Source organism: Streptomyces sp. DSM 110735 (genome assembly GCF_016482685.1).
Lineage (GTDB): Bacteria > Actinomycetota > Actinomycetes > Streptomycetales > Streptomycetaceae > Streptomyces.
The window spans coordinates 37,440-62,140 of the sequence record NZ_JACYHF010000003.1; the positions used below are offsets into that span (position 1 = coordinate 37,440).

The window sequence follows — 24,701 nt, forward strand, 5'->3', positions numbered from 1 at the left end:
GTGACCTGCGCAACTGGTGCATTTGAGCGAAGGGTCGTAGCGTCGGTGCGCACACGGTCGGACACGGCACTACAGGTGGGAGCGACCATGCGCGGATCACTGATGGGAACGGCGGTCACCCTGGCGGCGGGGGCACTGCTCACGGCGGCCATGACCACGGCCTCGGCCAGCCCCCCGGACGATTCCGCCGCGCACACGGCCGCTGCCCGGCCCGTCCTGGTCGACTGCATGTGGCAGCGCGATGTGCGTCCGACGGACTTCATCCTGGCCTGCGGCGACGGAAACAGCCGTCTGATGGACCTGCACTGGACGAAGTGGAACGACGGCAAGGCAAGCGCCGAGGGTGTGAACTGGGTCAACAACTGCGACCCGTACTGCGCCCGGGGCACCTTCCGGTCCTACCCGGTGACCGTGAAGCTCGACCGCCCGGCCGAGTGGAAGAAGGAGCCCGGGGTGCAGCACTTCACCAGGATGACCCTGACCTACAAGGACGCGCGCCCCGACGGGTTCAAGCAGGTCATGACGTACCCGCTCTGGGACTGAGGGCGGCGGGCTCCGGGAGCGGCGGCAGGGCTCCCGGAGCCTTCGGCAGGAGGGCGGCGACCGGCCGGGTCAGACGATCTCGGCCAGCAGGTCGCCGCCCTCCACCTGCTGGATGCGGTTGATGGCGAGCCGGGCGATCCGGCCGGCCTTCGGCGCGGTGATGGTGGCCTCCATCTTCATCGCCTCGATGGTGGCGAGGGTCGCCCCCGCCGCCACCTCGTCGCCCTCGGCCGCGGCGAGCGTCACCACTCCCGCGAAGGGCGCCGCCACATGGCCCGGGTTCGCCCGGTCCGCCTTCTCGGTCACCGGGACGTCGGAGGAGGCGGCGCGGTCGCGGACCCGGATGGGGCGCAACTGGCCGTTGAGCGAGGACATCACCGTGCGCATCCCGCGCTCGTCGGCCTCGCCGACCGCCTGCAGTTCGATCAGCAGCCGCACCCCGGGCTCCAGGTCGACGGCGTACTCCTTGGCGGGGCGCAGCCCGTAGAAGAAGGACTTGCTGTCCAGGACGCCGGTGTCGCCGTAGGTCTGGCGGTGGGTTTCGAACTCGCGGGTGGGCCCGGGGAACAGCAGCCGGTTGAGGGTGGGCCTGCGGTCCTTGGCCAGCCCCTCGCGGTCCTCGGCGGACAGCTCGGGCACCGGCTTGGGCTCGGCGCGCCCGCGCAGCGCCTTGGTCCGGAACGGCTCCGGCCAGCCGCCGGGCGGGGTGCCCAGCTCGCCGCGCAGGAAGCCGATCACCGAGTCGGGGATGTCGAAGCGGTCCGGGGTCTCCTCGAAGTCCTCCGGTGACACTCCGGCGCCGACCAGGTGCAGCGCGAGGTCGCCGACGACCTTGGAGGACGGGGTGACCTTGACCAGGCGGCCGAGGATGCGGTCGGCAGCGGCGTACATCGCCTCGATCTCCTCGAAGCGGTCCCCGAGACCGAGGGCGACCGCCTGGGTGCGCAGGTTGGAGAGCTGGCCGCCGGGGATCTCGTGGTGGTAGACGCGCCCGGTCGGGGAGGCGAGACCCGCCTCGAAGGGGGCGTAGATCTTGCGCACGCTCTCCCAGTACGGCTCCAGCTCCTCGACGGCGGCGAGGTCGAGCCCGGTGGGGCGCTCGGAGTGGTCCGTCGCGGCGACCAGCGCCGAGAGGGAGGGCTGCGAGGTGGTCCCGGCCATGGAGGCGACCGCGCCGTCCACCGCGTCGACGCCCGCCTGGATCGCGGCGAGATAGGTGGCGAGCTGACCGCCCGCGGTGTCGTGCGTGTGCAGATGCACGGGGAGACCGAACTCGCCGCGCAGCGCGGTGACCAGCTTCGTCGCGGCGGGCGCGCGCAGCAGACCCGCCATGTCCTTGATCGCCAGGACATGGGCGCCCGCCTCGACGATGCGCTCGGCGAGACGGAGGTAGTAGTCGAGGGTGTAGAGCCGCTCGGCGGGGTCGCTGAGGTCGGCGGTGTAGCAGAGGGCGACCTCGGCGACGGCGGTGCCGGTCTCGCGGACGGCCTCGATGGCGGGGCGCATCTGGTCCACGTCGTTGAGCGCGTCGAAGATGCGGAAGATGTCGATGCCGGTGGCGGCTGCCTCCTGCACGAAGGCGTCGGTGACCTCGGTGGGGTACGGCGTGTAGCCGACGGTGTTGCGACCGCGCAGCAGCATCTGGAGGCAGAGGTTGGGCATCGCCTCGCGCAGCGTGGCGAGCCGCTCCCAGGGGTCCTCGGCGAGGAAGCGCAGCGCCACGTCGTAGGTCGCGCCGCCCCAGCACTCCACGGAGAGCAGTTGCGGCAGGGTGTGCGCGACGACCGGGGCGGCGGCGAGGAGGTCCTTGGTGCGCACCCGGGTGGCGAGCAGCGACTGGTGGGCGTCGCGGAAGGTGGTGTCGGTGACGCCGAGGGTGCGCGACTCGCGCAGATGCCGGGCGAAGCCCTCGGGACCGAGGTCGACCAGCAACTGCCGCGAACCGGCGGGGGGTTCGCCCGCCGGGACCTCCGGCAGCTTGGTGACCGGGTCGGGCAGCTCCGGGCGCTCGCCGTGCGGCTTGTTGACGGTGACGTCGGCGAGGTAGGTGAGCAGCTTGCTGCCCCGGTCGGCGGAGTGACGTGCCGTCAGGAGCTGCGGGCGTTCCTCGATGAACGAGGTGGTGACCCGTCCGGCGCGGAAGTCGGGGTCGTCCAGGACCGCCTGCAGGAACGGGATGTTGGTGGCCACGCCCCGGATGCGGAACTCGGCCACCGCGCGCCGGGCGCGGCCGACGGCGGTCGGGAAGTCCCGCCCCCGGCAGGTGAGTTTGACCAGCATGGAGTCGAAGTGGGCGCTGATCTCCGTGCCCGCGTGGGTGGTTCCGCCGTCCAGCCGGATGCCGGAGCCGCCCGGCGAACGGTACGCGCTGATCCGTCCGGTGTCGGGGCGGAACCCGTTGGCGGGGTCCTCGGTGGTGATACGGCACTGGAGAGCGGCGCCGCGCAGGGTGATGCGGTCCTGGGAGAGTCCGAGGTCGGCGAGGGTCTCCCCGGCGGCGATGCGCAACTGGGCCTGGACAAGGTCGACATCGGTGACCTCCTCGGTCACCGTGTGCTCGACCTGGATGCGCGGGTTCATCTCGATGAAGACGTGGTTGCCGTCGCGGTCGAGCAGGAACTCCACGGTGCCCGCGTTGCGGTAGCCGATCTCGCGGGCGAAGCGGACGGCGTCGGCGCAGATGCGGTCGCGCAGTGCGGGGTCGAGGTTGGGCGCGGGGGCGAGTTCGATGACCTTCTGGTGGCGGCGCTGGACCGAACAGTCGCGCTCGTAGAGGTGGATGACGTTGCCCTCGCCGTCGGCGAGGATCTGCACCTCGATGTGGCGGGGGTCCACGACTGCCTTCTCCAGGAAGACGGTCGGGTCGCCGAAGGCGGAGGCGGCTTCCCGGGAGGCGGCCTCGATGGACTCGCGCAACTGGGCGGGGTCCTCGACCCGGCGCATGCCCCGCCCGCCGCCGCCCGCGACCGCCTTCACGAAGACCGGGAAGCCGATCTCGTCCGCGGCGCGCACCAGTTCGTCCACGTCGTTGGAGGGCGCGGAGGAGGCGAGGACGGGTACCCCGGCGGCGCGGGCGGCGGCGACCGCGCGCGCCTTGTTGCCGGTGAGTTCGAGGGTGGCGGCGTTCGGTCCGACGAAGGTGATGCCCGCCTCCTCGCAGGCGCGGGCCAGCTCGGGGTTCTCCGAGAGGAAGCCGTAGCCGGGGTAGACGGCGTCGGCTCCGGCCCGGCGGGCGGCGGCCACGATCTCGTCGACGGAGAGATAGGCGCGCACGGGGTGCCCCTGCTCCCCGATCTCGTACGCCTCGTCGGCCTTGAGCCGGTGCAGCGAGTTGCGGTCCTCGTGCGGGAACACGGCGACCGTGCGCGCGCCCTGCTCGAACGCCGCGCGGAACGCCCGGATCGCGATCTCTCCCCGGTTGGCGACCAGCACCTTGCGGAACATCTCGGATTCCCTTCAGCCTGCCGGCGACGTACACCATCGTGTCAGCCAAGCCCTGCCCCGGTATCTCGCGGAAACACTAGGGGGTGCCCGCCCGGGTCGAGGTGCGAAAACCGTCACATTGACGTGGCCCTGCCGACGTGACCGCGCGTGCGGGCGCGGGAGGGGGCGGCGCAGGGACCGCAGCGGGGGCGAGGGAGGTGTCGCGCCGTGCCGCCGGGGGCTCTGTGCGCCGTACGGTCAGGGATCGCAGGAGGTGACGCAGCCGGGCACCGTGGGTGTGCAGGACGCCCAGGACGACGGCGGCGCCCACGGCGATCAGGTGTTCGCGGCCCGCGAGGTTGGGGATGGCGATGGACTCCCACACCATCGATCCGCCTGTCAGAGTGAAAACCACGGGCGCCCGGCGGACCACCGCCAGATAGGTGAACAGGCCGACGACCGCCGCCGAGGGACCGGTGTCGAGGACCTGCCCCGCCTCGGGCGGCAGCCCGAGTCCCCACCAGCCGTCCGGGCCGAGCGCGATCATCGCGCGGGCGGTGAGGGTGCCGGCCAGGGTGGTGGCGTAGCTGATGAAGAGGGTGCGGGCGCGGCCGAGGACGAGTTCGGCGAGCGCGAAGGCGAGGAAGAGCTGGGTGATGCCCGCCCAGACCGGGAGGTCGAGCGCGGGGACGTAGAGCGAGACGGGGGTGCGCAGCAGGGACAGCCACAGGGGCAGGTCGGCGGTGACGCCGCCGAGGCGGCGCACCCAGGTGGCACCGGCGGGGTGCTGGGCGAGGTCGTGGAAGAAGATGACCCCGAAGGCGGCGACGAACGCCAGCAGGAGTCCCGGGAGCCCCCGGTGGGCGAGTCTGCGCACCGGGTCGACGACGATGGCGTGCCACTCGCCCCGCAGCACGCGTCCGGTGCCCCGGGCGCCCCGCGCTAGCGCGGGGCGGATCGCCGGGACGTGCCCGCCGGTGTTCGTGGGACGCGACGTCCTGTCGCTCCCGGCTGCCCCGACCCGCACGTCGCCCCCTCCCCCGGCCGTGCCCGGGTGCGGGACGGCGGTCACAGTTCAGCGAGCCGGAGCCCGGTCGTCAAGATCTTCGGCGGGGGCGGCTGCGTGACAAGAATCGGACGCCGGGGGCTCAACCTCGCGCGGTCCGGGGGCGTCCGGCGTTCCGTGCCGTATGCGGATACGGTCCCGGGCGCCCGGTTCACGGCCAACGCGCGGGTTTGCACGTCCACTTCATGGACTGCCGCTGCTTTCTTTCCACTTTGATCATCAACTCTCGTATAGTGACCGCCGGTTCACCGAGACAGTCGTTTTTCCGTCAGCCGACCCCGAGCACGCCCGCCGTTCGTTCCCCGTTCCCTCTTTGTTCCGTTTTCGCCATCTGCCATCTGCCATCTGCCGCGAGGACCACACCGGACCGATGACCGCGCCCACGCCATCAGGCGACCGTTCCCCCCTCCGCGCGCTCGCCGCCACGCTCGCCGCGACCGCCGCGCTCTCGGCGCTCGCGCTCGCCGCGGCGGTGGCGATCGCGCCGGACCCGGCGCGCAACGCGCTGTTGTGGTGCGGGATTCCAGCCGCGGTCCTGCTCTCGGCCGCCGTGACCGGGGCCGTGTACGGCGTCCACACCGGGCGCCTGCTGCGCCGCCGTCTGGAGGGCGCGGCCGGGGACATCGCCCGGCTCACCCAGCAGCGCGACCGGCAGACGGAGGACGCGCGCCGGGAACAGCAGCGGCTCATCAACGAACTCGCCGCTCAGCGGGTGGAGTTCAAGGAGGAGCGGCAGCGCCTTGAGCGGGAGGGCGCCGGTTCGCTCGACGAGCTGCGCTCCGAACTGGAGGGCGTCCGGGCGGAGTTGGATCAGGCGCGGCGCGAGCGGGCGGCGGCGGTCTCCGCGACCTCCAACGCGGCGGCGCGCATGCAGGCACTCGCCACCGCGACGCTGGCCGACCTGCGCGCGATGGAGGAACGGCACACCGGCGAGGACGTGCTCACCGATCTGCTCCACCTCGACCACCGCACGGCCCAGGCGGGGCGTCTCGCCGACTCCGTCGCCGTGCTCACCGGGGCGCGTTCGGGGCGTCGTTGGGCGCGGCCGATCGCGATGGAGTCCATCCTGCGCGGTGCGATGGGACGCATCGGCGGCTACCGGCGGGTGCGGGTGCACTCCACCAGCGACGCCGCCGTCGCCGGGCACGCGGCGGAGGGCGTGATGCACGCGCTGGCCGAACTCCTCGACAACGCGACCAACTTCTCGCCGCCGACCGCCGAGGTCCACGTGTACGTGGAGGAGGTCCCGGCCGGGGTCATCGTGTCCGTGGAGGACAGCGGTCTGGTGATGGGCGACGTGCAGTTGCGCCGCGCGGAGAAGGCGGTCACCGGTGACGTGTCCGGGCTCGGCGGTCTCACCGGCACCCGGCTCGGGCTCGCGGTGGTGGGGCGGCTGTCCCGCAAGCACGGCCTCAAGGTCTCCTTCCGGCCCTCGGCGCGCGGCGGCACGGGTGTGCTGATGCTGGTCCCGCAGGACATCCTGACGAGCCCGGTCCCGCCGGAGCGGGTGCCGCCTACGGCTCTTCCGGCGCCGGTCGACGCCGAGCCGGAGGAGTCGGACTCGCTCCCGCGCCGCCGCCGAGGACGCACCCTGGCGGAGGCCGAACGCTCCCGCGCGACCCGCTCCGCGAACCCGGACCCCGCCCCCGCCCCCGACCCGGACCAGGCCAGGACCCGCGCGGCCCGCTTCACGAGCTTCCGGAAGGCGGTGCGACCGGCTGGCGGCGCGGGGAAGGACGCCTCGGCCGAGCCGTCGGGCACGAGCGGGGCGACCACCGGCCCTGACACCGGCACCGGCACCGGCACCGGCACCGAGTCCAGCCCGCGCCCCGCCGACGCCCCCGCGACACCGGACGCTACCGCCCCCACCCCCGCCCGCGCGGAGCGCACCCCCGCTCACGACCACACCGACCACACCGGTGGACTCCCCCGCCGTACCCGCACCCGCGCCACCGCGGACGACACCCCCGGCGGCAGCGGCGACACCGGCAACACACCGGCCCACGGTCACCCGGCGGACACCCCGGGCGACACCCCCGCCGCCGGGCACGCCGACGCGGGCACCCCCCGTACCGAGACCCCCGGCGGCACCACATCCGCCGCCTCTTCCTCCTCGTCCGAGCACCACCCCACGCACCCGGAAGGCTCCACTTCATGACCGGCCCGACCACCGCCGACGACAAGCTGACCTGGCTCCTGGAGGGGCTCCTGGAGAGGACGCCGGGTGCGCGGCACGCGCTCGTGCTGTCCCGGGACGGGCTGAAGCTGTGCCGCTCGCCCGAGCTGTCCGTCGACCAGGCCGACCAGCTCGCCGCGATCGCCGCGGGCATCCAGTCCCTGTCGCAGGGCGCGTCCGTGGAGTTCGGGGACGGCAGCGGCGGGGTGCGCTCGGCGATGACCGAGTTCTACGGCGGTGTGCTGTTCATCGTCGAGGCGGGCTCGGGCGCCCACCTGGCGGTGATCACCAGCGACGACGCCGACCCGGGCGTCGTGGGGCACACCATGAGCGAGCTGGTGGAGCAGATCGGTGAGCACCTGACCGCTCCGCCCCGTTCCTCATGAGCCGTCCCGGCAGGGACGACGCCCCGGACCGTCTCTACACGATCACGCACGGCCGCGTCGGGCCCGCTCCCGACAACCCGTTCGACCTGGTCACGCTGGTCGTCGCCGAGTCGGCGGCCACGCCCGGTATGCAGTCGGAGCTGGTGGCGATCCTGCGGATGACCGAGTTCCCCACCTCGGTCGTCGAGATCGCCGCCGAGCTGCGGCTGCCCGTCGGCATCACCAAGGTGCTGCTCGGCGATCTGCTGGACCAGGGGCGCGTCAGCGCACGCCATCCGCACCGGCCGGCCATCACCGACCCCGACATCCTGGAGCAGGTGCTCGTTGGACTCCGCAACCTCTGACGCGCGCACCCCGTTGGGTGCCTCCGCCGACAACGGTCTGAAGATCGTCGTCGTGGGCGGCTTCGGCGTCGGCAAGACCACCCTGGTCCGCTCGGTCAGCGAGATCCGTCCCCTCAACACCGAGGAGACGATGACGCAGGCCGGTGCGTCGGTGGACGACATCGAGCAGGTGCGCGGCAAGTCCGCGACGACCGTCGCCTTCGACTTCGGCCGCATCACCCTGGACGCGCACAACGTGCTGTATCTGTTCGGGGCGCCGGGCCAGGAGCGGTTCTGGTTCCTGTGGGACCGGCTGTTCTCCGGCACCCTCGGCGCGGTGGTGCTGGTGGACACCCGGCGCATCGACGACTCCTGGTACGCCATCGACCGCCTCGAACACCACGGCACGCCGTTCATCGTGGCCTGCAACGACTTCGGTGGCCCGGTGCGCGCCTCCGAGCAGGTGCGCGCCGCCCTGGACCTCGACCCGGACGTCCCGCTGATCGACTGCGACGCCCGCGACCGCGAGTCGGCCAAGCGGGTCCTGATCACCCTGGTCGAGCATGTGCGCAGCCGATACGCCGTGGCTGCAGGGCCGTTGACCCCGGAGGCGGTGTGATGGCCGACGCCGTACCCCTCGGCGGACCCCGGTTCCAGACCGAACCCGCCCGTCTGTACCGGGAGATGCGCCGCGACCACGGCTCCGTGGTGCCGGTGCTGCTCGACGGCGACATTCCCGCCTGGCTGGTCGTCGGCTACCGCGAGCTGCATCAAGTCACCGGCGATCCGGTGCTGTTCAGCCGCGACTCCGAGCTGTGGAACCAGTGGGAGAACGTGCCGGAGGACTGGCCACTGCTGCCCATGATCGGGCACCGCCAGCCGTCGATCCTCTACACCGTCGGTGAACGGCACCGCCAGCGCGCGGCGATGGTGAGCAACGCGCTGGAGTCGGTGGACCCCTTCGAACTGCGCGGCCAGGCAGAGCGGTTCGCGGACGAGCTGATCGACGCGCTGTGCTCCTCGGGCGAGGCGGACCTGGTGGGCCAGTACGCCGGGCTGCTGCCCGTACGGGTGCTGGCGCATCTGTACGGCTTCCCGGACGACGAGGGTCCGGGGCTCGTCACCGCGCTCAACGACATGATCGACGGCCGGGAGCGGGCGCTGGCGGGTCAGGCCCATCTGGCGTCGTCCATGGCCCGGTTGGTGGCGGAGCGGGCCAAGGAGCCCGCCGACGACGTCGTCTCCGACATGCTCGCCGACGGCAGCGGGTTCACCGAGGAGGAGCTGGTCCAGGACCTGATGGTCATGATGGCGGCGGGTCACCAGCCGACCGCCGACTGGATCGGCAACTCGCTGCGGCTGATGCTGACCGACGACCGGTTCGCCGCCTCGCTGTTCGGCGGGCGCAACAGTGTCGCCGAGGCGATGAACGAGGTGCTCTGGGAGGACACCCCGACCCAGAACGTGGCCGGGCGCTGGGCCGCCCGCGACACCCATCTGGGCGGGCGCCGCATCCGGGCGGGCGATCTGCTGCTGCTCGGTCTCCAGGGCGCCAACTCCGATCCCCAGGTGCGCACCGACGCCTCGGCGCTGACCGGCGGCAACAACGCGCACTTCTCCTTCGGGCACGGCGAGCACCGCTGCCCGTTCCCGGCGCAGGAGATCGCCGAGGTGATCGCGCGCACAGGCATCGAGGTGGTCCTCGACCGGCTGCCGGACATCGACCTGGCGGTGCCCGCCGAGTCGCTGACCCGCCGTCCGTCGCCCTGGCTGCGGGGGCTGACCGAGCTGCCCGTCCGGTTCACGCCCGTACCCGCCCTCTGATTTCGCGTCACCCCGGCCGGAGTTCTCCGCTCCGGCCGGGTCCGGGGCCGTCCCCGGCGCGACGCGCAGTACTCCGACCACTGCCCTGGGAGGCATGTCCCGATGACGACCGGTACCGCGACGTCCCCGATCCCCCTCGATCCCTTCGTCACCGACCTGGACGGCGAGAGCGCGGCGCTGCGCGCGGCGGGTCCGCTCGCCGCCGTGGAGCTGCCCGGCGGGGTGCCGGTGTGGGCGGTCACGCACCACGCCGAGGCGAAGGCGCTGCTCACCGATCCGCGTCTGGTGAAGGACATCAACGTGTGGAGCGCCTGGCGGCGCGGCGAGATCCCGGCCGACTGGCCGCTGATCGGTCTGGCCAACCCGGGCCGTTCGATGCTCACCGTGGACGGCGCCGACCACCGCAGGATGCGCACCCTGGTCGCGCAGGCGCTCACCCCGCGCCGGGTGGAGCTGATGCGTGAGCGGATCGAGAAGCTGACCCAGGACCTGCTGGACGCGCTGCCCGCCGGTGACGGGACGGTGGACCTGAAATCGGCGTTCGCCTACCCGCTGCCGATGTTCGTGGTGGCCGACCTCATGGGCATCGACTCCGCCGAACTCCCGCGCCTGAAGGTGCTGTTCGAGAAGTTCTTCTCCACCCAGACCCCGCCCGCCGAGGTCCTCGCGACCCTCACCGAGCTGGCCGGGATCATGGCGGCGACCGTGGCGGCGAAGCGGGCGGAGCCGGGCGACGATCTCACCAGCGCGCTGATCCGCGCCTCGGCGGACGGCGACCACCTCACCGACGAGGAGATCGTCTCCACCCTCCAGCTCATGGTCGCCGCCGGTCACGAGACCACGATCTCCCTGATCGTCAACGCGGTGGTCAACCTCTCCACCCACCCCGACCAGCGCGCCCTGGTCCTGTCCGGCGAGGCCGACTGGTCGGCGGTCGTCGAGGAGACCCTGCGCTGGTCCACCCCGACCTCGCACGTGCTGATCCGCTTCGCCACCGAGGACGTACCGGTCGGCGACAAGGTCATCCCGGCCGGGGACGCGCTCATCGTGTCGTACGGCGCGATCGGCCGCGACGAGCAGGCGCACGGGCCGAGCGCCGCGGAGTTCGACATCACGCGCGAGACGCGGAACCGGCACATCTCCTTCGGCCACGGTCCGCACGTGTGCCCGGGCGCGGCGCTCTCCCGCCTGGAGGCGGGCGTGGCGCTGCCCGCGCTGTACGCCCGTTTCCCGCACCTGGACCTCGCGGTCCCGGCCGCCGAGCTGCGCAACAAGCCGGTGGTCACCCAGAACGACCTCTTCGAGCTGCCGGTGCGCCTGAACGGCTGACTCGCGCTTCTGCCCGGTCGGCTCGCCCTTCCGACCGGCTGACTTGCGCTGGAGCGCACTCCAGCACCTAGCGTCGTGACCACCCGGCGCGGTACGACCCGCCGCCCGCCCGGTGTCCCCTTCACGGGATGCCGGGCGGGCGGATCCGTCGCTAGATGGAGGAGGGGGTTCGTGCCGTACGGGTGGCCATGACGACTGCGGAAGGGCTGGACGATGCGCAAGCGCAACCTGCGGGACCTGTCGGTTTCGAGTATCGGTCTCGGATGTATGGGAATGTCCGCGTTCTACGGTACGGCCGACGAGAAGGAGGGCATCGCCACCATCCACCGCGCCCGGGAACTGGGCATCGACTTCCTCGACACCGCCCAGATGTACGGTCCGCTGACCAACGAGTCCCTGGTCGGCGAGGCGATCCGGGGACACCGCGACGCCTATGTGCTCGCGACGAAGTTCAACTACCGGATGGACGACGCCGTACCCGGCGACATGTCCTCCGTCGGTCCCCAGGACGGCTCGGCCGAGCACGTGCACAGCTCCGTGCGCGGCTCCCTGGAGCGCCTGGGCACCGACCACATCGACCTGTACTACCAGCACCGGGTCGACCCGAACGTCCCCATCGAGGAGACGGTCGGCGCGCTGGCGGAGCTGGTCGCGGACGGCACGATCGGGCACATCGGGCTGAGCGAGGCGAGCGCGGAGACGCTGCGCCGGGCCAACGCCGTCCACCCGATCACGGCCGTGCAGAGCGAGTACTCCCTGTGGTCCCGGGACGTGGAGGCGGAGGTGCTGCCGACCTGCCGCGAGCTGGGCATCGGCTTCGTCGCCTACTCCCCCCTCGGCCGCGGCTTCCTCGCCGGGCGCTTCTCCTCCCCCGACGAGCTGGACCCCAACGACTGGCGCCGCCAGAACCCCCGCTTCACCGACGCCCACCTCGCCGCGAACCTCCGCCTGGCCGCCAAGGTCAAGGAGATCGCCGAGGAGAAGAACGTCACCCCCGCCCAGCTCGCCCTCGCCTGGGTCCTCGCCCAAGGCGACTTCATCGTCCCCATCCCCGGCACCAAGCGCCGCTCCTACCTCGAACAGAACGCCGCCGCCGTCGACATCGACCTCACCCCCGAGGACCTCGCCCGCATCGACGCGGAACTCCCCAAGGTCTCGGGCGAACGCTACGACGAGGAGGGCATGCGCTCGGTGAACCGCTGACCGACCGCGGTCGGGGGTCCTGGCTTTCCGCTACCGGGAAGCGGGCGGCCAGGGCCTTCAGACCATCCAGGTATTCGTAAGGTGATCCAGCCAGACACGCTGGTCGTAAAGAAGCGGCCGTCATGGCGCCCCGTGCCGGCCGGGCAGCACGGTCGCCGTCAGGATCGACGGACGGGGGCCGCACAGAGGCAGTGCACGCGGCCGATCCATGCATCCAGTTCACATGGATCGCCGTGCTTGATCGGCTGATCACACAGCGGGCACATGCCCAGGCTGCTGAGCGCCGTCGAGGTGTTCGCACATGTGGACCACCGATGTGGCGAGACGCTTTACCCGCACGAACTCGCCTTGCAGCCCCGGTGCTTCCTGCTCGGAGAGCCGGTCTCGGGCTTCAGCGAGCGCTACCCGGACTGCCTCCGCAGCGGTGTCGTCGTCCGGCCGCTCGGCGGCCAGTTCCTCCAGACGCGGCATCAACTCTGCAAGCGCTGCCCGGAAGTCGGCCTCGAAGGATTGCACGACGCCGTAACGCGGCAGCGTCCTCTGGTCCAGGAACAGTGAGGCCCCGGCGCGCGTGATGCCCGTGATGAAGGGCCTTCTCGTCGTCGTGCCGTTCACCGGACGCGCTCCGCACGGTGGATCGGGCAGGCGCAGGGCGGAAGTGCGGAACTCCCGGGCACGGTCTTGCGACCGTAGGGGACGGCCACGGTGGCGCACGGCGCGGTAACGACCCCGTCACGCGTGACCGTGTAGACCTTGATGGTCATCGCCGGGCGGCGTGTACGTGCTCTACCCAAGGCGGTACGGTGCTTCATGTCGACGCTCCCTCGCTGTTTCGAGCGCTGGCCACCCCCGGGGCCGGTGACGCGGCCCGCCGGGTCTGGCTCGGCACTTGCGGAGCGCGGGCGGAAGGCCAGCGTGAGAGGTCGGCAGCAGCTACGTACCGGCCAGACACGGTCTGTGCCCTGGACGACAACCTCGTCCGCGTCGCGCAGGGGCCGACTCACGGCACCGCAGTCGAAGCACGCCTCACCGTGAAGGCGGACCACGCTCACGCGACGGTCGACGACCGTCGGGGGCGTGCGTGCTTCCTGCATTTCCCGTGTCCCCTCCGCCAAGTCCTGCGCTTGCAACAGATGGTGAGGGCCGAGGAAGGCTGGAAGTACCCCAGCGAGGGGTACCTAGGGGTACTTGGTCAGGACGCGGCGCACCACTCGGCGAAGTTCGAGAGGGACTCGGCGTCGGCGCGCTTCAACCGGCGGATCACGGCGACGTCCTGACGGACCCATGGATGCTCGCGGGTGTGCTGGGGGGCGATGCGGCGGGCGACCTTCAGGGACTCGAACGCGTGGTCCGGCTGCCCGGACCAGAGCTGTACGCGGGCCAGCTCGATGTAGAACCCGGACTGCCGTTCGGCCGGAAGGTCACCAGGCGGCTTCCACTCGTGGGCGACGTCCAGGGCGCGGGCCAGGTGGTCCCGGCCGAGGCTCACCGCCACTGACACCTCGTGGGCGCGCACCGAGTCCGGGCCGAACGCGGTCCCGCAGTAGACGCTCTCCGGCAGCCGGTCGGCCAGGACCCGCGCCTCCGCCATGTGGAGTTGCGCGGCTGCGGCGTCGGCCGCGCGCCCTGCGATGACGGCGGCCCGCATGTGCAGGGCCCCACGCGCCGCGACCTGCCGGGTGCCGTCCGGCGCTGGTGCCTTGTCGAGGGCCTGCTCCAGAGCGCGCAGCCCGGCCGCGTGTGCGCGGGCGGCGAAGTAGGTCTCGGTGCGTACGTACGCGACCGTCGCGGCGGTGAGCGGGTCGTCCGTTTCGGCAGCGGCCCAGCGCATGAGGTCGATGAGGCGGGCGCTCAGGTCGCGGGCGCCGAACTTGTAGGCGACGGCGTCGGCCGACCGGTAGGCGCGCACGAGGAGCTGCGCCAGCTCGGTGCGGTCGGCTCCGGACGCCGCGTGGTAGGCGCGGGCCAGCTCTGCCAGGAGGTCGGGCAGGCGACGGGCGATCCGCGTGTACTGCGCGGCCACACGCCAGCGGGCCGCCTCGCTCACCGCCGCGCCCAGCGCGCTCAGCGGGCGCACCGGTCCGTCCTCGGGCAGGTCGTACGTGGCGATGGCGGCCGACAGGTCGGGCAGCGCCGCGTGCACGGACGTGCGGGTCGGCTCGGCGTCATACCTGAGTACGGCCGCGTCCACGCCCATGGCGTCGGAAAACGCTTCCAGCATCTCCTCGCTGGGATTCCGTTCGCCTCGCTCGATCTTGCGCACCGCACCGAGGGAAGCTCCCGCCACGTCCGCGAGCTGCTGCTGGGTCATCCGCGCCAGCCGCCGCTGATAAGCGATCCGACGGCCTACCCCGGGATAGGGAAGTGTGGCCATACTTGCTCCAGTTCGGCTCATCCATGCCGAACGGTACTCGCAGACAGGCGCTGCGGGTACGCGAACGACTCCGCCATCTCTGGCGGGCCGTTTCGTTGTTCAGCGGGCGGCGATGTCGAGCAGGTCCATCAGGCTGTCGATACGCCAGTCCGCTGCCTTCGCCACGTCCCCGGAGGCCCACAGGTTGCCCCACGGGCCCCGGCGCAGATGCGCGGTCCGCAGCCCGGCCGCGGCCGCCGGAATCACGTCGTTGGCGGGGTGGTCGCCGACGTAGAGGGTGCGGACGGCGGGTGCCTCGGCGATGTCGAGGACGCGGTGGAAGAATTCCGGCTGGGGCTTGGCCACCCCCCACTCCCCCGACGTGGCAATGACGTCGGCAGGCAGATCGAGCCCGCGCAGGAGCTGCCCGACGCGCTCGGTCTGGTTCCCGGCGATGACGACACGCACCCCGGCCCGCCGGAGTCCGGAGAGAGCAGGCCGGACGTCGTCGTAGAGGTCACCCTCCTCCAGGCACTCACCTCGGCCAGCGGCCTCCCGAGCCACGTACTCGGCGGCTAGGTCGATACCCGGCCGGAGGAGCCGCAGCGCGTCGGCGTTGTCGCGTCCCTGGGCGACGACAGCTCCGACGAGGGCGGACAGGGTGTGGCGGGGTACGCCGAGCCAGTCGGCCCAGGATGCCCAGTAGCGGTCGTCCCGGGTGAGCGTCTCGCCGACGTCGAACACAACTGTGTCAATCACCCGGCCGAGCCTAGGGGACATCGGACTCCTCAACGGCGGGTGGGGCCGGGAGCCTCCGCGTCCGCATCGCCCTCCTGGAGATGGTGCAGTTCAGCGAACAGGCCGCCGCTGTTGAGGAGTTCCTGGTAGGTGCCCTCTTCGCTGATGCGGCCGTCCTTCATGACCACGATGCGGTCGGCGAGCCGGGCATTGGCCAGGCGGTGCGTGATGAACAGGGCCGCGCGGTCCGAGGCGAGTGCACGGAAGGTGTCGAACACCTGCCGCTCGCCTCGTGCGTCCAGGGCGGACGTGGGCTCGTCGAGGATGTGCACGACGGCATCGGCGTAGAAGGAACGGGCTAGGGCCACCCGCTGCCATTGGCCGCCGGACAAGTCGTGTCCGCCCCACCAGGAGCGAGCGAGTGAGGTGTCCAGGCCGTCTGGGAGCGTGTCCAGGACGTGGTCGGCTCCGCTGGCGTGGGCCGCGTCGAGCACGGCCTCGTCGTCGCCGGTGCGCGGAGCCCCGAGAGTGATGTTCTCGCGGGCGGTGAGGGGCCAGCGGGTGTACTCCTGTGGGGTCATGGCCACACGTCGCCACACATCGGAGGCCGGAACGTCTGCGAGGTTGACGCCGTCCCAGGCGACGTGTCCGGCGTCCGGCAGGTACAGGCCGGTGAGCAGGTGCACCAGAGTCGTCTTGCCCGAGCCGTTCTCACCTACTACGGCGACGATCTCACCGCGCTTGAGGTCGAAGTTGACCTGGTCGACGGCGACACGCTCGCTTCCCGGGTAGCGGAAGGTCAGGCCGCGCGCGCTGATGATGTGCGGGCCGTCATCCGGCAGCGGCCGACTGCCTCGGTGGGTGCGGTGCTGGTCGGCCTCGTCGAGGAAGGCGGCCCAGTCCTCCAGGTGCAGGCCGGTGCGGAAGATGCGGCGGGCGGCGCGGGTGAGCGTCGTCAGGGCGGCGGTCGCGGCGCGCAGCGCGAACAGTGCGGTTCCGGCGGCCGCGGCTTCGAGACGGCCGGTGGCGACGAGGGCGCCCAAGGCGGCGAAGGTGCCGCACAAGGTGAGCGCGGACACGGTTTCACCGAGGAGCTGAACTCGCAACCCCCGTACGGCTGCGGACAGGGCCTCGGTTTCGAGCCGGTCGGAGACCTGCCGGTAGCGGGTCGAGAGGAAACCTCCCATTCCGGCGGCGCGGATCTCGGCGGCGGTGTTCCGGTCGGTGCTGTAGCCGCGCAGGGTCGTGCGCAGGCGGCTGTCCGAGCGGGCGGCGGTTACCGCGGCGTGCTCCAGGCGGGCGGCGCGCAGTGATGCGTAGGCGCGTGGGATCGCGGTGGCCAGCAGGAGGAGCACGAGGACCGGGTTCAGGGTGGCGGTGACGGCAGCGATGGCGACGAGCTGGGCGACGACGGCGATGCTGCTCTGGAGGTCGAGCACGAGGTCCCGGGAGGACTCGGCGCCTCGGCCCGCAGCGTCGAGGCGGTCTTCGAAGCCCGGGTGCTCGTAGGCGATCAGCTCGACGGAGGCGGCGGCGTCCAGGACGCGGAGGTCGGCTTCGCGAAAGACGCGCGGGCTGAGGCGGGCGGCGGCCGCGCGGGCGGCGGTGTCGCACAGTGCGGCTCCGGCGAGTGCGGCCGTGACCCACACGGCCGGGGCGGCTGCCGCGTGGAAGGCGGGGCCGACCCGGGCGCTGCGGCCGTAGGCGGCGGCAGCGTCGAGGAGGGCCGCGATCAGGGTTGTGGTGGTCGTCAGGGCGACGGCGGAGAGTACGGCGGCGGCGGTCTGGGCTGCGAGCATGGCAAGCAGGGCTCGGCGGTCGGCGTGCCAGGCCAGGCGGAGTACGCGGGCGAGGACGGCCGGGAGTCGACGGGCCGTGGCGATCAGGTTCTGGTCGCGCGGTTGGTCTTCCACGAGGCGCATGAGCGGCGCGGGGCCAACGGCGGCGACGGGCAGTGGTTCTGCGGTCACCCGACTGGTGTAGGGGGACGGGCCGCTGCCCGGCATCGTGGTTTGCGCGGTCTTCGGGGGGTCGGTGCTGGTGAGGGCACGGAGGCGTCAACTCCGCGCCTACCGATTCACCCTTGAGAGCGAATGGGGGGTGCGGCCGCGACTGCGGTCCAGGGGCGGCGCGGGTCGTCCAAGTCCCGACCGGTCAGGCCGTGTGCCCCGGCCGGTGTCCATACCCAGGCGTGTGCCTCGTTCGGAGTGCGTCGGGCCCCGAGGACCCAGTGGGCGCGGCGGCCGCGCAGGGCGATGGTGAGGACAGTGGCCAGGCTGACCTCCATGCAGGCGATGCGGCCAGGCCACCAGACGGGACGGATCAGCGGGACGGCGGCCGCCGCCGACGCGGTCATGGCGGCCGGTGCGGGCGGCAGGAACCGGAGGCAGTCGAGCAGCCGCATCCGGGTGCGCAGTGGCAGCCGCATCATGGCGAGCGCCAAGGCCAGTCCGACCCGGGCCAGCGTCCGTACCGGCCAGCGGGGCTCGGCGCCGGGTGCGGCCGGTGTGGTGGCGGCGGGCATCGGCGGCGGCAGCTCGACCGTGCCGCGCCCGCTGCTGGCCAGCAGGCCAACGCACGTGAGTTGCTCGACGGTCGCCGTGACGATGGCATCGGCGTCGCCGGGTACCCCCTCGGCTCGCAGACGCTCGGTCAGCTCGGGCAGCGTTCCAGTCAGGGCAGCCGTCCAGACCCGCTGGGTGGCCGTGTTCATCCACTGCCACGTGCCGTCGCGGACGGCCAGGACGGCGAGGGAGCCGCCGCCGAGGTCGGCCCGGTGAACGCCGGGCGGTACGCGCATCATCGGATGCCTCCGGTGGTGTGCTGCGGGGCGAGGATGCGGGCGAGCCACCAGGAGGTGATGAGGAACGCCTCCAGCGCGGGCAGCGGCGGCCGTCCGATGCCCGCGATGGCCGAGTCCAGAGCAAGGTGTACGGCCGTCGGGTCGATCAGTCCGGCGTCCACCAGGAGGCTGGCGTCGACGAGCTGGTGCAGCTCCTCGCGGCGCTGCCGCAGCCCTGCGTAGAGCATGGGGGTGAAGTGGCCTTTGCTCTGGCGGCCGGTCAGCCAGCCCGGAAGGTCGGGCCGTGCCAGGCCGAGCAGCGGCTTGTACTGGTCGGGGCGGCGCCGCTCGCCCGCACCGATGCTCAGGCAGGCCCGTACGACTTCGTTGTCCATGAACGGCGCCACCTCGACCACACCGTGCTCGTCGAACAGGGCCTCCGTGTCGCGCATGGCCGCGCCGTTGTAGCGCAGTGCGCACCAGTCCTCCCACTCGCCCGCGTGGACATCGCCTTCGCGGCGGCCGGAGTCGGCGAGCATGTGCGCGACGGACTGCCGGGCGCCCGGGGTCAGCCATCGTGCCGCGGGGCCGACGGGGCACCACGTCCAGGCGCTCACCCGCTCGCCGAGCGGCTGGCCCAGCGCGACCGCTTCTGCCGCCCGCTGCATGGCGCGGGGACGGCCCTGTGCGTTCTGGCGGACGGCGCGCCACAGCGGGCCCGGAGCGCAGTTGACGCGGCGCGCCAGCGCGGTCACCGCCGCTTTCGCCCTACGCCTCTGCCCGTCCTGGATGAGCGCGGTCCACGCGGCCGTCGAGGACTCCATCACCACGTCCGCGCCGTGCCCGGTCAGGTGAAGCGCGGACACCCCGCGTGCCGGGGCAAGGTAGTCGCCGTCCAGTGCGTAGGACGCCACTGACAGGACCGGTGACGCCGGAGTGGCCTCGGGCCAGCGGGCGAAGTGCAGGCTCGACGGCCCGCCCGCGCTGACGTGGTGGTCGGCGCCCGTGTAGGCCGCGACCTTGCGGGCCATGCGGTCGTCCTCGGCATCGGCGTACGGTCCGCCGTAGGTGACGGCCACGACGCGGCTCACCTCGGCGGCCGCCATTACCACGGTGGACGAGTCAAGGCCACCGGACAGGTCCGCGCTCACGCGTTCGCCCGCCACCCTCGCGTACCCGTGCACCGCCGCCCACAGAGCAGCACCGACTTCCTCGGCGCCGCTATCCAGCGTCCGTCCGTCCGGCCGGGGGCGGACATCGACCGTGCGCGCTCCTCGTTCGTCCAGGATGAGGGCGTGGCCGCCGGGCACCCGCTCGATCCCCGACCACACGGACCGGTGCGGCCAGTGCTCCCCCGAGCCGACCGCAATCCGAGCTGCCAGCAACTCCAGGTCTGGGCCCCGGCCGAGTTGCTCCGCGAGCAGCGCTGCGTCTGTGGCCCACACCGACCCCAGCCCATCGGGCGCAAAGGCCAGGCCACGGCTCTCCGCAAGGTCGCCAGCGACCACAGTCCGGTCGCGTGCACCGTCGTGAACGACCATCCAGTACGAGCCGTCCATGCCGGTGATGGCCTCGGTTCGCCCGTAGGCCACCTCGGCAGCCACGCGACCGATCTCCGTGTCGTCGGCCCGACACACTCCGGCGACCACCGCCCGAACGCGTCCGGCCGTGACCTTCCGCACGCGCATCCCGGCAGGGTGCCACACCTGCGCCGTCCGCACAGCGTCTGCCGGGGGCTCCAGCGCCCCTCCGGCCAGCCACTGGGTATCCATCCCGTTCGCTCCCCTTCACAGCTCTCCGAAACAGGCGCCGGGGGCGGCGCGGCTCACGCCGCACCACCCCCGGGTTCAAGGTGCCGGTCGATCAGCCCTCGAAGTAGTTGTCCTTGTCGGAGTCGTTGAACGTCTGACGGCCGAGGGTGATCTCGTCGGCGTCGGCCGACGCCAGGACGGGCAGCTCGACGGTGGTCTGGTTCTCGTTCATGGGGATGCCTTCCTTCGTGTGGCAGCCGGTGCCGGTTGGCACGGCCGGTTCAGCGGTGGAGCAGCGGAGGCGACGGGCCGTCAGCCCTGCCACCACGACTGGGAGCCCTCGCGGTGCCCCGAGTAGTCGCGGCCGAGGGTCACCTCGTCGGCGTCCTCCGTGAGCAGCACGGGCGTGCCGCTGGACTGGTCCTGACCCATGGGTCCTCCTCGTGACTCGCCGGGCTGTCCCGGCTCCACAAGGACACCCGTTCGAGAGGCCACGCGGTAGTCGGTGCAGCCCGGCGAACAACGGCGCTCAACCGCCAGCCGGACACCGGGGCGTCCCTCGGTGCTTTACGGTGAAATACGCTCCGCCCTAGGCGAGTTGATGAGCCGTGCCTAACCTGAAGTGCTAGCCATGACCATGGCCAGGAGGCAACCGCATGGGCCGGCCCCCGCTCGACAAGCAGCCGAACACCTTGCTCGCGTACTGGATGGAGCAGTGCGGCATGTCCCGTAGCCGCCTGGCCCGCATGGTCACGCAACGCGGCGCCCAGCAGGGCATCACAGGACTCGCCACCGACGAGAGCCGAGTGCGGGCGTGGCTGAAGGGCTCGACCCCCAGAGACCCCGTACCGCGCTTGATCCGGGAGGTCCTGAGCGCCGCGTCCAACAGAGACCTCACCTACGCCGACCTCGGTCTGCCGGGTGAGTCAGGGCAGACCGGCATCCGCAGCCCGTGGACGCGCCCGGCTGCCATCGCCGCACTCAGCCAGATCATCCGGAGCGAACTCATGGTGCCCGAGCTGCCCGACACCCGCACAGAAGCCGACGCCGCCACCGTCCTCGCCGGACCTGACCTCCTCGACCCTCTCCAGGAGTGGGCCCTGTCGCATCCGGACGACACCACATCGCAGAGTCCACCCGGCAGGCATATCGGCATATCCGAGGTGGAGGGCATCCGGGCGATCACCGACAGCTTCCGCAGCCTCGACAACGCCCACGGCGGCGTACTGTCCCGCGCCGCTGTCCTTGCTCAGGCCAACTCCGTCGTCGGAATGCTCAAGAACAGCACCTACACAGAGACCGTGGGGCAAGCCCTGTGGTCGGCGGCCGCCGACCTTGCCGGTGTCGCCGGTTGGATGAGCTTCGACGCGGGTCGCCACAAGACCGCCCAGAAGACGTTCGTGTCCGCGCTGCACGCCGCCGTCGAAGCCGACGACAAGCGGATCGGCGCGCACATCCTTCAGTGCATGGCCCGGCAGATGTCCCACCTCGGCCACCCCGACGACGCCCTCGACCTGGTCGCCCTCGCGCAGTACGGGGCCCGGCGTCATCTCACACCCGCAACGACATCCATGCTCGCCGCCCTGGAGAGCCGCTTCCAGGCGATCCTCGGCCACACCGCCGAGAGCGAAGGAGCCGCCGGGCGCGCCATGGACGCCTTCGAGCACATGAACCCCGACGCGGAAGAGCCGCACATGGCCTTCTTCGACCTGCCCGAGCTGCACGCGACCCTCGGCATGGCCCACCAGATCGCAGCCAAGCACGTGGACGGCCGCGCACGCGTCAGCCACGTCCGCCGGTCAACGGACCTGGTGGTCGCTGCACTTGCCGATCGGCCCGACCGCCGCCAGCGCAGCAGGGCCTTTGACCACCTGGGGCTTGCTCGAACGTACCTCGCCGGAGGAGAGGTCGACGGGGCAGCCGAGGAAACGGAGCGGTGCCTGGTGATGCTCGGCACTGTGCAGTCCCGCCGCGTCACTGACCGACTCGGGGAGCTGTACTGCGAAGCAGAACCGTTCGCCGACACGCCTGCCGGACGCGGCTTGCGCGAGCGTATCCGCGAGGAGGTGCTCGCCTCCCGCTAGCAACGTAGGCGTTCGCTGGCAGACTTGGAGGCGGGCATGACCTCGGCGTGCGGCACAACGACGTGGCGCGGTGTGATCGCATAGAGGCATGACGATCGGTGTGCTGTACCTTTTGGCCCCGTGCGCCGGCCCCGCTCTCGACATCGCCTCCGTAATCCAGGACGCGCAGGGCCGCGGCTTCAATGTCTGTCTCGGCCTCTCCCCGACCGCCGCCCAGTGGCTCGCCCCTCATCTGGCCCACCTGGAGCAACTCGCAGGACATCCGGCGCGCAGCGACTACAAGATGCCCGCCGATCCGGACGTGTGGCCGCCCGCAGACGTGATCGCGGTCGCACCGGCCACCTTCAACACGATCAATGCCTGGGCGCTCGGCGTCACCCGCGACTTCGTCGTGGGCGTGGCCGCCGAGGCGACCGGCAGGGGCGTTCCCGTCGTGAGGATGCCCTGCGTGAGCACCGCCCGCGTACAGCGCCGTCAGTTCGAGCGGAGCATAAAGGAGTTGCGCGCGATGGGTGTGTGCGTGCTTTACGGCGATGGAGAGTTCGTGCCGAACGAACCGGGTCAGCAGGGCTCGTATCCGTGGTACCTGGTCCTCGACGGGACCCAGGACCTGGTGGGAGACCTGCGGGACAGCGATGCCAACGTCTCACAGAATGAGCGCGCACTGATCGTTCTGTCAAGCCGCTGGTCAGACCCGTTGACACGTGCCATGGCGCGGGATGCGTACGGCCTCCCCGATATCGGCCAGGTCCCACAGGGCGAGGGCCTGGCCGCGCGCGGGGTTGGGCCGCGTGCCGACAGGGGCGAGGGCGCGGCGGCGCGCCCAACCACGGAACTGCTTGGAGGTGAGGCCGAGGGAGTACGCGGCCTCGATGGTGGTGACGGGGAACCGGCCCTCACGTCCAGTGGGTATGGCGGTCACGAGGCCAGGTGCAGGGCGAACGACCGGAGGTGGACCGACCGCGCCTGTCAGAAGTCGCCTTCCAGCGCCGATACTTCCTCAGGATCTTCGACCCTTACGGGCCCGGTCCACTCGCGCTCGCTGAACAACACGGCGGGGTTCCAGTTCGCGTCGTACTGCGCCTTGAGCAAGCCCTGAATCTCATCGGCACGAGCCGCTCGGAGCGCCGACTCGATCACGAAGTGACGGGCCCAGTCGTAGTCTTCGCTCGTTCTGGCCTTGATCCAGGCGCTCTCGACGTAGCGCCTGCTCCCGTTGAAGTAGCCGGTCACTACGGGCGTCACGATCTTGAATCGGGCTAGATCTGCGTAGTCGATTCCCAGAGCCATCGCGCGCAGAGCACGCTGCGTAGCGTCAGCGATGACCGTAAGCTTCTTCAACCGCTTCAGGCCTCTACCGTGCGAACCATCCACCCGCGGCTCGTCGAAGATTTCAATTTCTGGTCCGAAGGTGAACACAGCGGTTCGAGGGCGCGTGAAGTGGCCAGCGTAGTGGAGCAGGAGTTCGTCGAAGGCGAGCGCGACGCCGGCCAAAGCGTGCGGGTAGTCTCCGGCGTCAGCGTGCGTCTGCGCCTCGCGCAGCAGGCGTGCGACATCAGGCTGCGTCAGTAGGTCGACCATGTCGATGGCGTCGAAGTCGACGCCGAAGACCTTCGGCGTGACCGTGATGAAGAAGTCCTCTACGGTCCGGTGGGCTTGCTCGATCTGGTGCGCGGAGGGGAACGTACCGTTGTGCTTAAGCGCCACGCGAGCGTCGTTGAGACGCTTCATGGCGTCCTTCTTCGGCAGGTCGAACTCGTCCTTGATCAGCGCCCAGTATGCGATGAAGTCCGGGGCCTTGGCCATGTCGATGCCCAGATGCTGAGTGATGACGCCGAGGTAGTTCTCGACGGCGTCGTGGAACGAGGTGATGGCGCGTGAGCGCAGCGGGGCGGGTTGCCGGCTCTGCTCGATGCCTTCGCGGTACAGGTACCGCACGTACGCGAGTCGCTGGACGGTGAAAGGGTCGAGGGGGCGCGCCATCAGAACTCCCACTTGCCGAACATGTACTTGAGGGGAAGCTTGCCATGCAGGAAGGACAACGGCCGCTGTTGCAGTGGAGTGCGAGAAGATCCGTAACTGCGCTGACACTAGTCCGTGTTGCCGGGCAGACTGGCGGCGTGGTAGATCCGATCAGTGCTGGAGCGTCTGCTCTCGCCAAGGCTGCGGGCAGCGCCGTCACGAAGCAGCTCACCTCAAAGACTGGGCTCCAACTCGGGAGCCGGGACGAGCGACGACTCGTATATGCCCGCTTCCAATCAGCGGTGACCGACGCCTACACGTACAGCGCTGGCGTGCACTACGAGATGCAGCTCTACATGCTCTACGTGGGCAAGCGGCGCACACCGCTGTTGTTCAGGCCCGGCGGGACCACCGCCGTACGTGATGCCCTGCGCGGCTTGCGCGCTCAGCAGGGCGAGCTTCTCCAGGCGTACCTAGAGCTTCGCCTCGTGTCCAACCCAGCGCCGCTCATCGCCGCTGACGAAGTGCTTGACCAAATGAATGCTCTGTACGAGTTGGGCCTCGGCGCCACCAACGATGAGGTGAACTCTGCCGTCAACCGCGTGGCATTGGCCCAACGCGAGTTCATCGACGTGTGCCGAGACGACCTCTGGTATCTGCCGCAGCGGTGGCAGGTGTACCGGCCGATGTGGTGGAAGGCTCGGAGGTGGCGGCGCCGATCTCTCCCGGCACCGGAGTAGGGGATAGCGCCTCGGACA

19 protein-coding genes are annotated in these 24,701 nt (G+C 71.3%); 11 read left to right on the forward strand and 8 right to left on the reverse strand.

Annotated features, from left to right (window positions below; genetic code table 11):
* Positions 1 to 87 precede the first annotated feature (87 nt).
* Positions 88 to 543, forward strand: coding sequence for a hypothetical protein (locus IF655_RS05615; RefSeq protein WP_199582425.1), 456 nt, complete (start codon positions 88 to 90; stop codon positions 541 to 543).
* Between the two features lie 69 nt (positions 544 to 612).
* Here the strand turns inward: IF655_RS05615 and IF655_RS05620 are convergent, their stop codons facing one another.
* Positions 613 to 3,987, reverse strand: coding sequence for a pyruvate carboxylase (locus IF655_RS05620; protein WP_199582427.1), 3,375 nt, complete (start codon positions 3,985 to 3,987; stop codon positions 613 to 615).
* A 76-nt stretch (positions 3,988 to 4,063) separates the two neighbouring features.
* Positions 4,064 to 4,924, reverse strand: a complete 861-nt coding sequence (locus tag IF655_RS05625) for a hypothetical protein (RefSeq protein ID WP_199583309.1) — start codon at positions 4,922 to 4,924, stop codon at positions 4,064 to 4,066.
* Between the two features lie 478 nt (positions 4,925 to 5,402).
* On the opposite strand from IF655_RS05625, the gene IF655_RS05630 reads away from it, so the two are divergent.
* The 7 genes from IF655_RS05630 to IF655_RS05660 all read left to right on the forward strand — a co-directional run bounded on the left by IF655_RS05630 (position 5,403) and on the right by IF655_RS05660 (position 12,273).
* The gene (locus tag IF655_RS05630; RefSeq protein ID WP_199582430.1) at positions 5,403 to 7,190 is read left to right on the forward strand and encodes a sensor histidine kinase KdpD; all 1,788 of its coding nucleotides are present in this window, start codon (positions 5,403 to 5,405) and stop codon (positions 7,188 to 7,190) included.
* On the forward strand, positions 7,187 to 7,594 hold the full coding sequence (locus IF655_RS05635; RefSeq protein WP_199582433.1) for a roadblock/LC7 domain-containing protein: 408 nt from the start codon (positions 7,187 to 7,189) through the stop codon (positions 7,592 to 7,594). Before IF655_RS05630 ends, IF655_RS05635 begins: the two co-directional genes overlap by 4 nt.
* Positions 7,591 to 7,938, forward strand: a complete 348-nt coding sequence (locus IF655_RS05640) for a DUF742 domain-containing protein (protein ID WP_199582435.1) — start codon at positions 7,591 to 7,593, stop codon at positions 7,936 to 7,938. Before IF655_RS05635 ends, IF655_RS05640 begins: the two co-directional genes overlap by 4 nt.
* Complete coding sequence (locus tag IF655_RS05645) at positions 7,919 to 8,536, forward strand: ATP/GTP-binding protein (protein ID WP_242488568.1); 618 nt, start codon at positions 7,919 to 7,921, stop codon at positions 8,534 to 8,536. Before IF655_RS05640 ends, IF655_RS05645 begins: the two co-directional genes overlap by 20 nt.
* Positions 8,536 to 9,741 (forward strand): cytochrome P450, encoded by a 1,206-nt coding sequence (locus IF655_RS05650; RefSeq protein WP_199582438.1) that lies wholly within the window; start codon positions 8,536 to 8,538, stop codon positions 9,739 to 9,741. Before IF655_RS05645 ends, IF655_RS05650 begins: the two co-directional genes overlap by 1 nt.
* A 102-nt stretch (positions 9,742 to 9,843) precedes the next feature.
* Positions 9,844 to 11,070 (forward strand): cytochrome P450, encoded by a 1,227-nt coding sequence (locus tag IF655_RS05655; protein ID WP_199582441.1) that lies wholly within the window; start codon positions 9,844 to 9,846, stop codon positions 11,068 to 11,070.
* A 213-nt stretch (positions 11,071 to 11,283) separates the two neighbouring features.
* Positions 11,284 to 12,273 (forward strand): aldo/keto reductase, encoded by a 990-nt coding sequence (locus IF655_RS05660; RefSeq protein WP_199582444.1) that lies wholly within the window; start codon positions 11,284 to 11,286, stop codon positions 12,271 to 12,273.
* 249 nt (positions 12,274 to 12,522) lie between these two features.
* Here the strand turns inward: IF655_RS05660 and IF655_RS05665 are convergent, their stop codons facing one another.
* The 6 genes from IF655_RS05665 to IF655_RS05690 all read right to left on the reverse strand — a co-directional run bounded on the left by IF655_RS05665 (position 12,523) and on the right by IF655_RS05690 (position 19,591).
* Positions 12,523 to 12,888, reverse strand: a complete 366-nt coding sequence (locus tag IF655_RS05665; protein ID WP_199582447.1) for a DUF6415 family natural product biosynthesis protein — start codon at positions 12,886 to 12,888, stop codon at positions 12,523 to 12,525.
* 577 nt (positions 12,889 to 13,465) lie between these two features.
* Positions 13,466 to 14,647 (reverse strand): helix-turn-helix domain-containing protein, encoded by a 1,182-nt coding sequence (locus IF655_RS05670; protein WP_199582450.1) that lies wholly within the window; start codon positions 14,645 to 14,647, stop codon positions 13,466 to 13,468.
* 99 nt (positions 14,648 to 14,746) lie between these two features.
* Positions 14,747 to 15,385, reverse strand: a complete 639-nt coding sequence (locus IF655_RS05675) for an HAD family hydrolase (RefSeq protein WP_199582453.1) — start codon at positions 15,383 to 15,385, stop codon at positions 14,747 to 14,749.
* A gap of 29 nt (positions 15,386 to 15,414) precedes the next feature.
* Positions 15,415 to 17,334: an ABC transporter ATP-binding protein gene (locus tag IF655_RS05680; protein WP_307814865.1), complete on the reverse strand. Its 1,920-nt coding sequence runs from the start codon at positions 17,332 to 17,334 to the stop codon at positions 15,415 to 15,417.
* 107 nt (positions 17,335 to 17,441) lie between these two features.
* Positions 17,442 to 18,167 (reverse strand): lasso peptide biosynthesis B2 protein, encoded by a 726-nt coding sequence (locus IF655_RS05685; protein WP_199582458.1) that lies wholly within the window; start codon positions 18,165 to 18,167, stop codon positions 17,442 to 17,444.
* Positions 18,164 to 19,591 (reverse strand): asparagine synthase, encoded by a 1,428-nt coding sequence (locus IF655_RS05690; protein WP_199582461.1) that lies wholly within the window; start codon positions 19,589 to 19,591, stop codon positions 18,164 to 18,166. Before IF655_RS05690 ends, IF655_RS05685 begins: the two co-directional genes overlap by 4 nt.
* Positions 19,592 to 20,553: 962 nt before the next feature.
* On the opposite strand from IF655_RS05690, the gene IF655_RS05695 reads away from it, so the two are divergent.
* From IF655_RS05695 to IF655_RS05705, 3 genes are all read left to right on the forward strand, one after another.
* Positions 20,554 to 21,981, forward strand: coding sequence for a transcriptional regulator (locus IF655_RS05695; protein WP_242488570.1), 1,428 nt, complete (start codon positions 20,554 to 20,556; stop codon positions 21,979 to 21,981).
* An 88-nt stretch (positions 21,982 to 22,069) separates the two neighbouring features.
* Entirely contained in the window at positions 22,070 to 23,080 is a 1,011-nt protein-coding gene (locus IF655_RS31610) for a flavoprotein (RefSeq protein ID WP_199582464.1), read from the forward strand.
* A gap of 1,165 nt (positions 23,081 to 24,245) precedes the next feature.
* A complete protein-coding gene (locus IF655_RS05705) occupies positions 24,246 to 24,683 on the forward strand; it encodes a hypothetical protein (RefSeq protein ID WP_199582466.1) in 438 nt (145 codons plus the stop codon).
* Positions 24,684 to 24,701 lie beyond the last annotated feature (18 nt).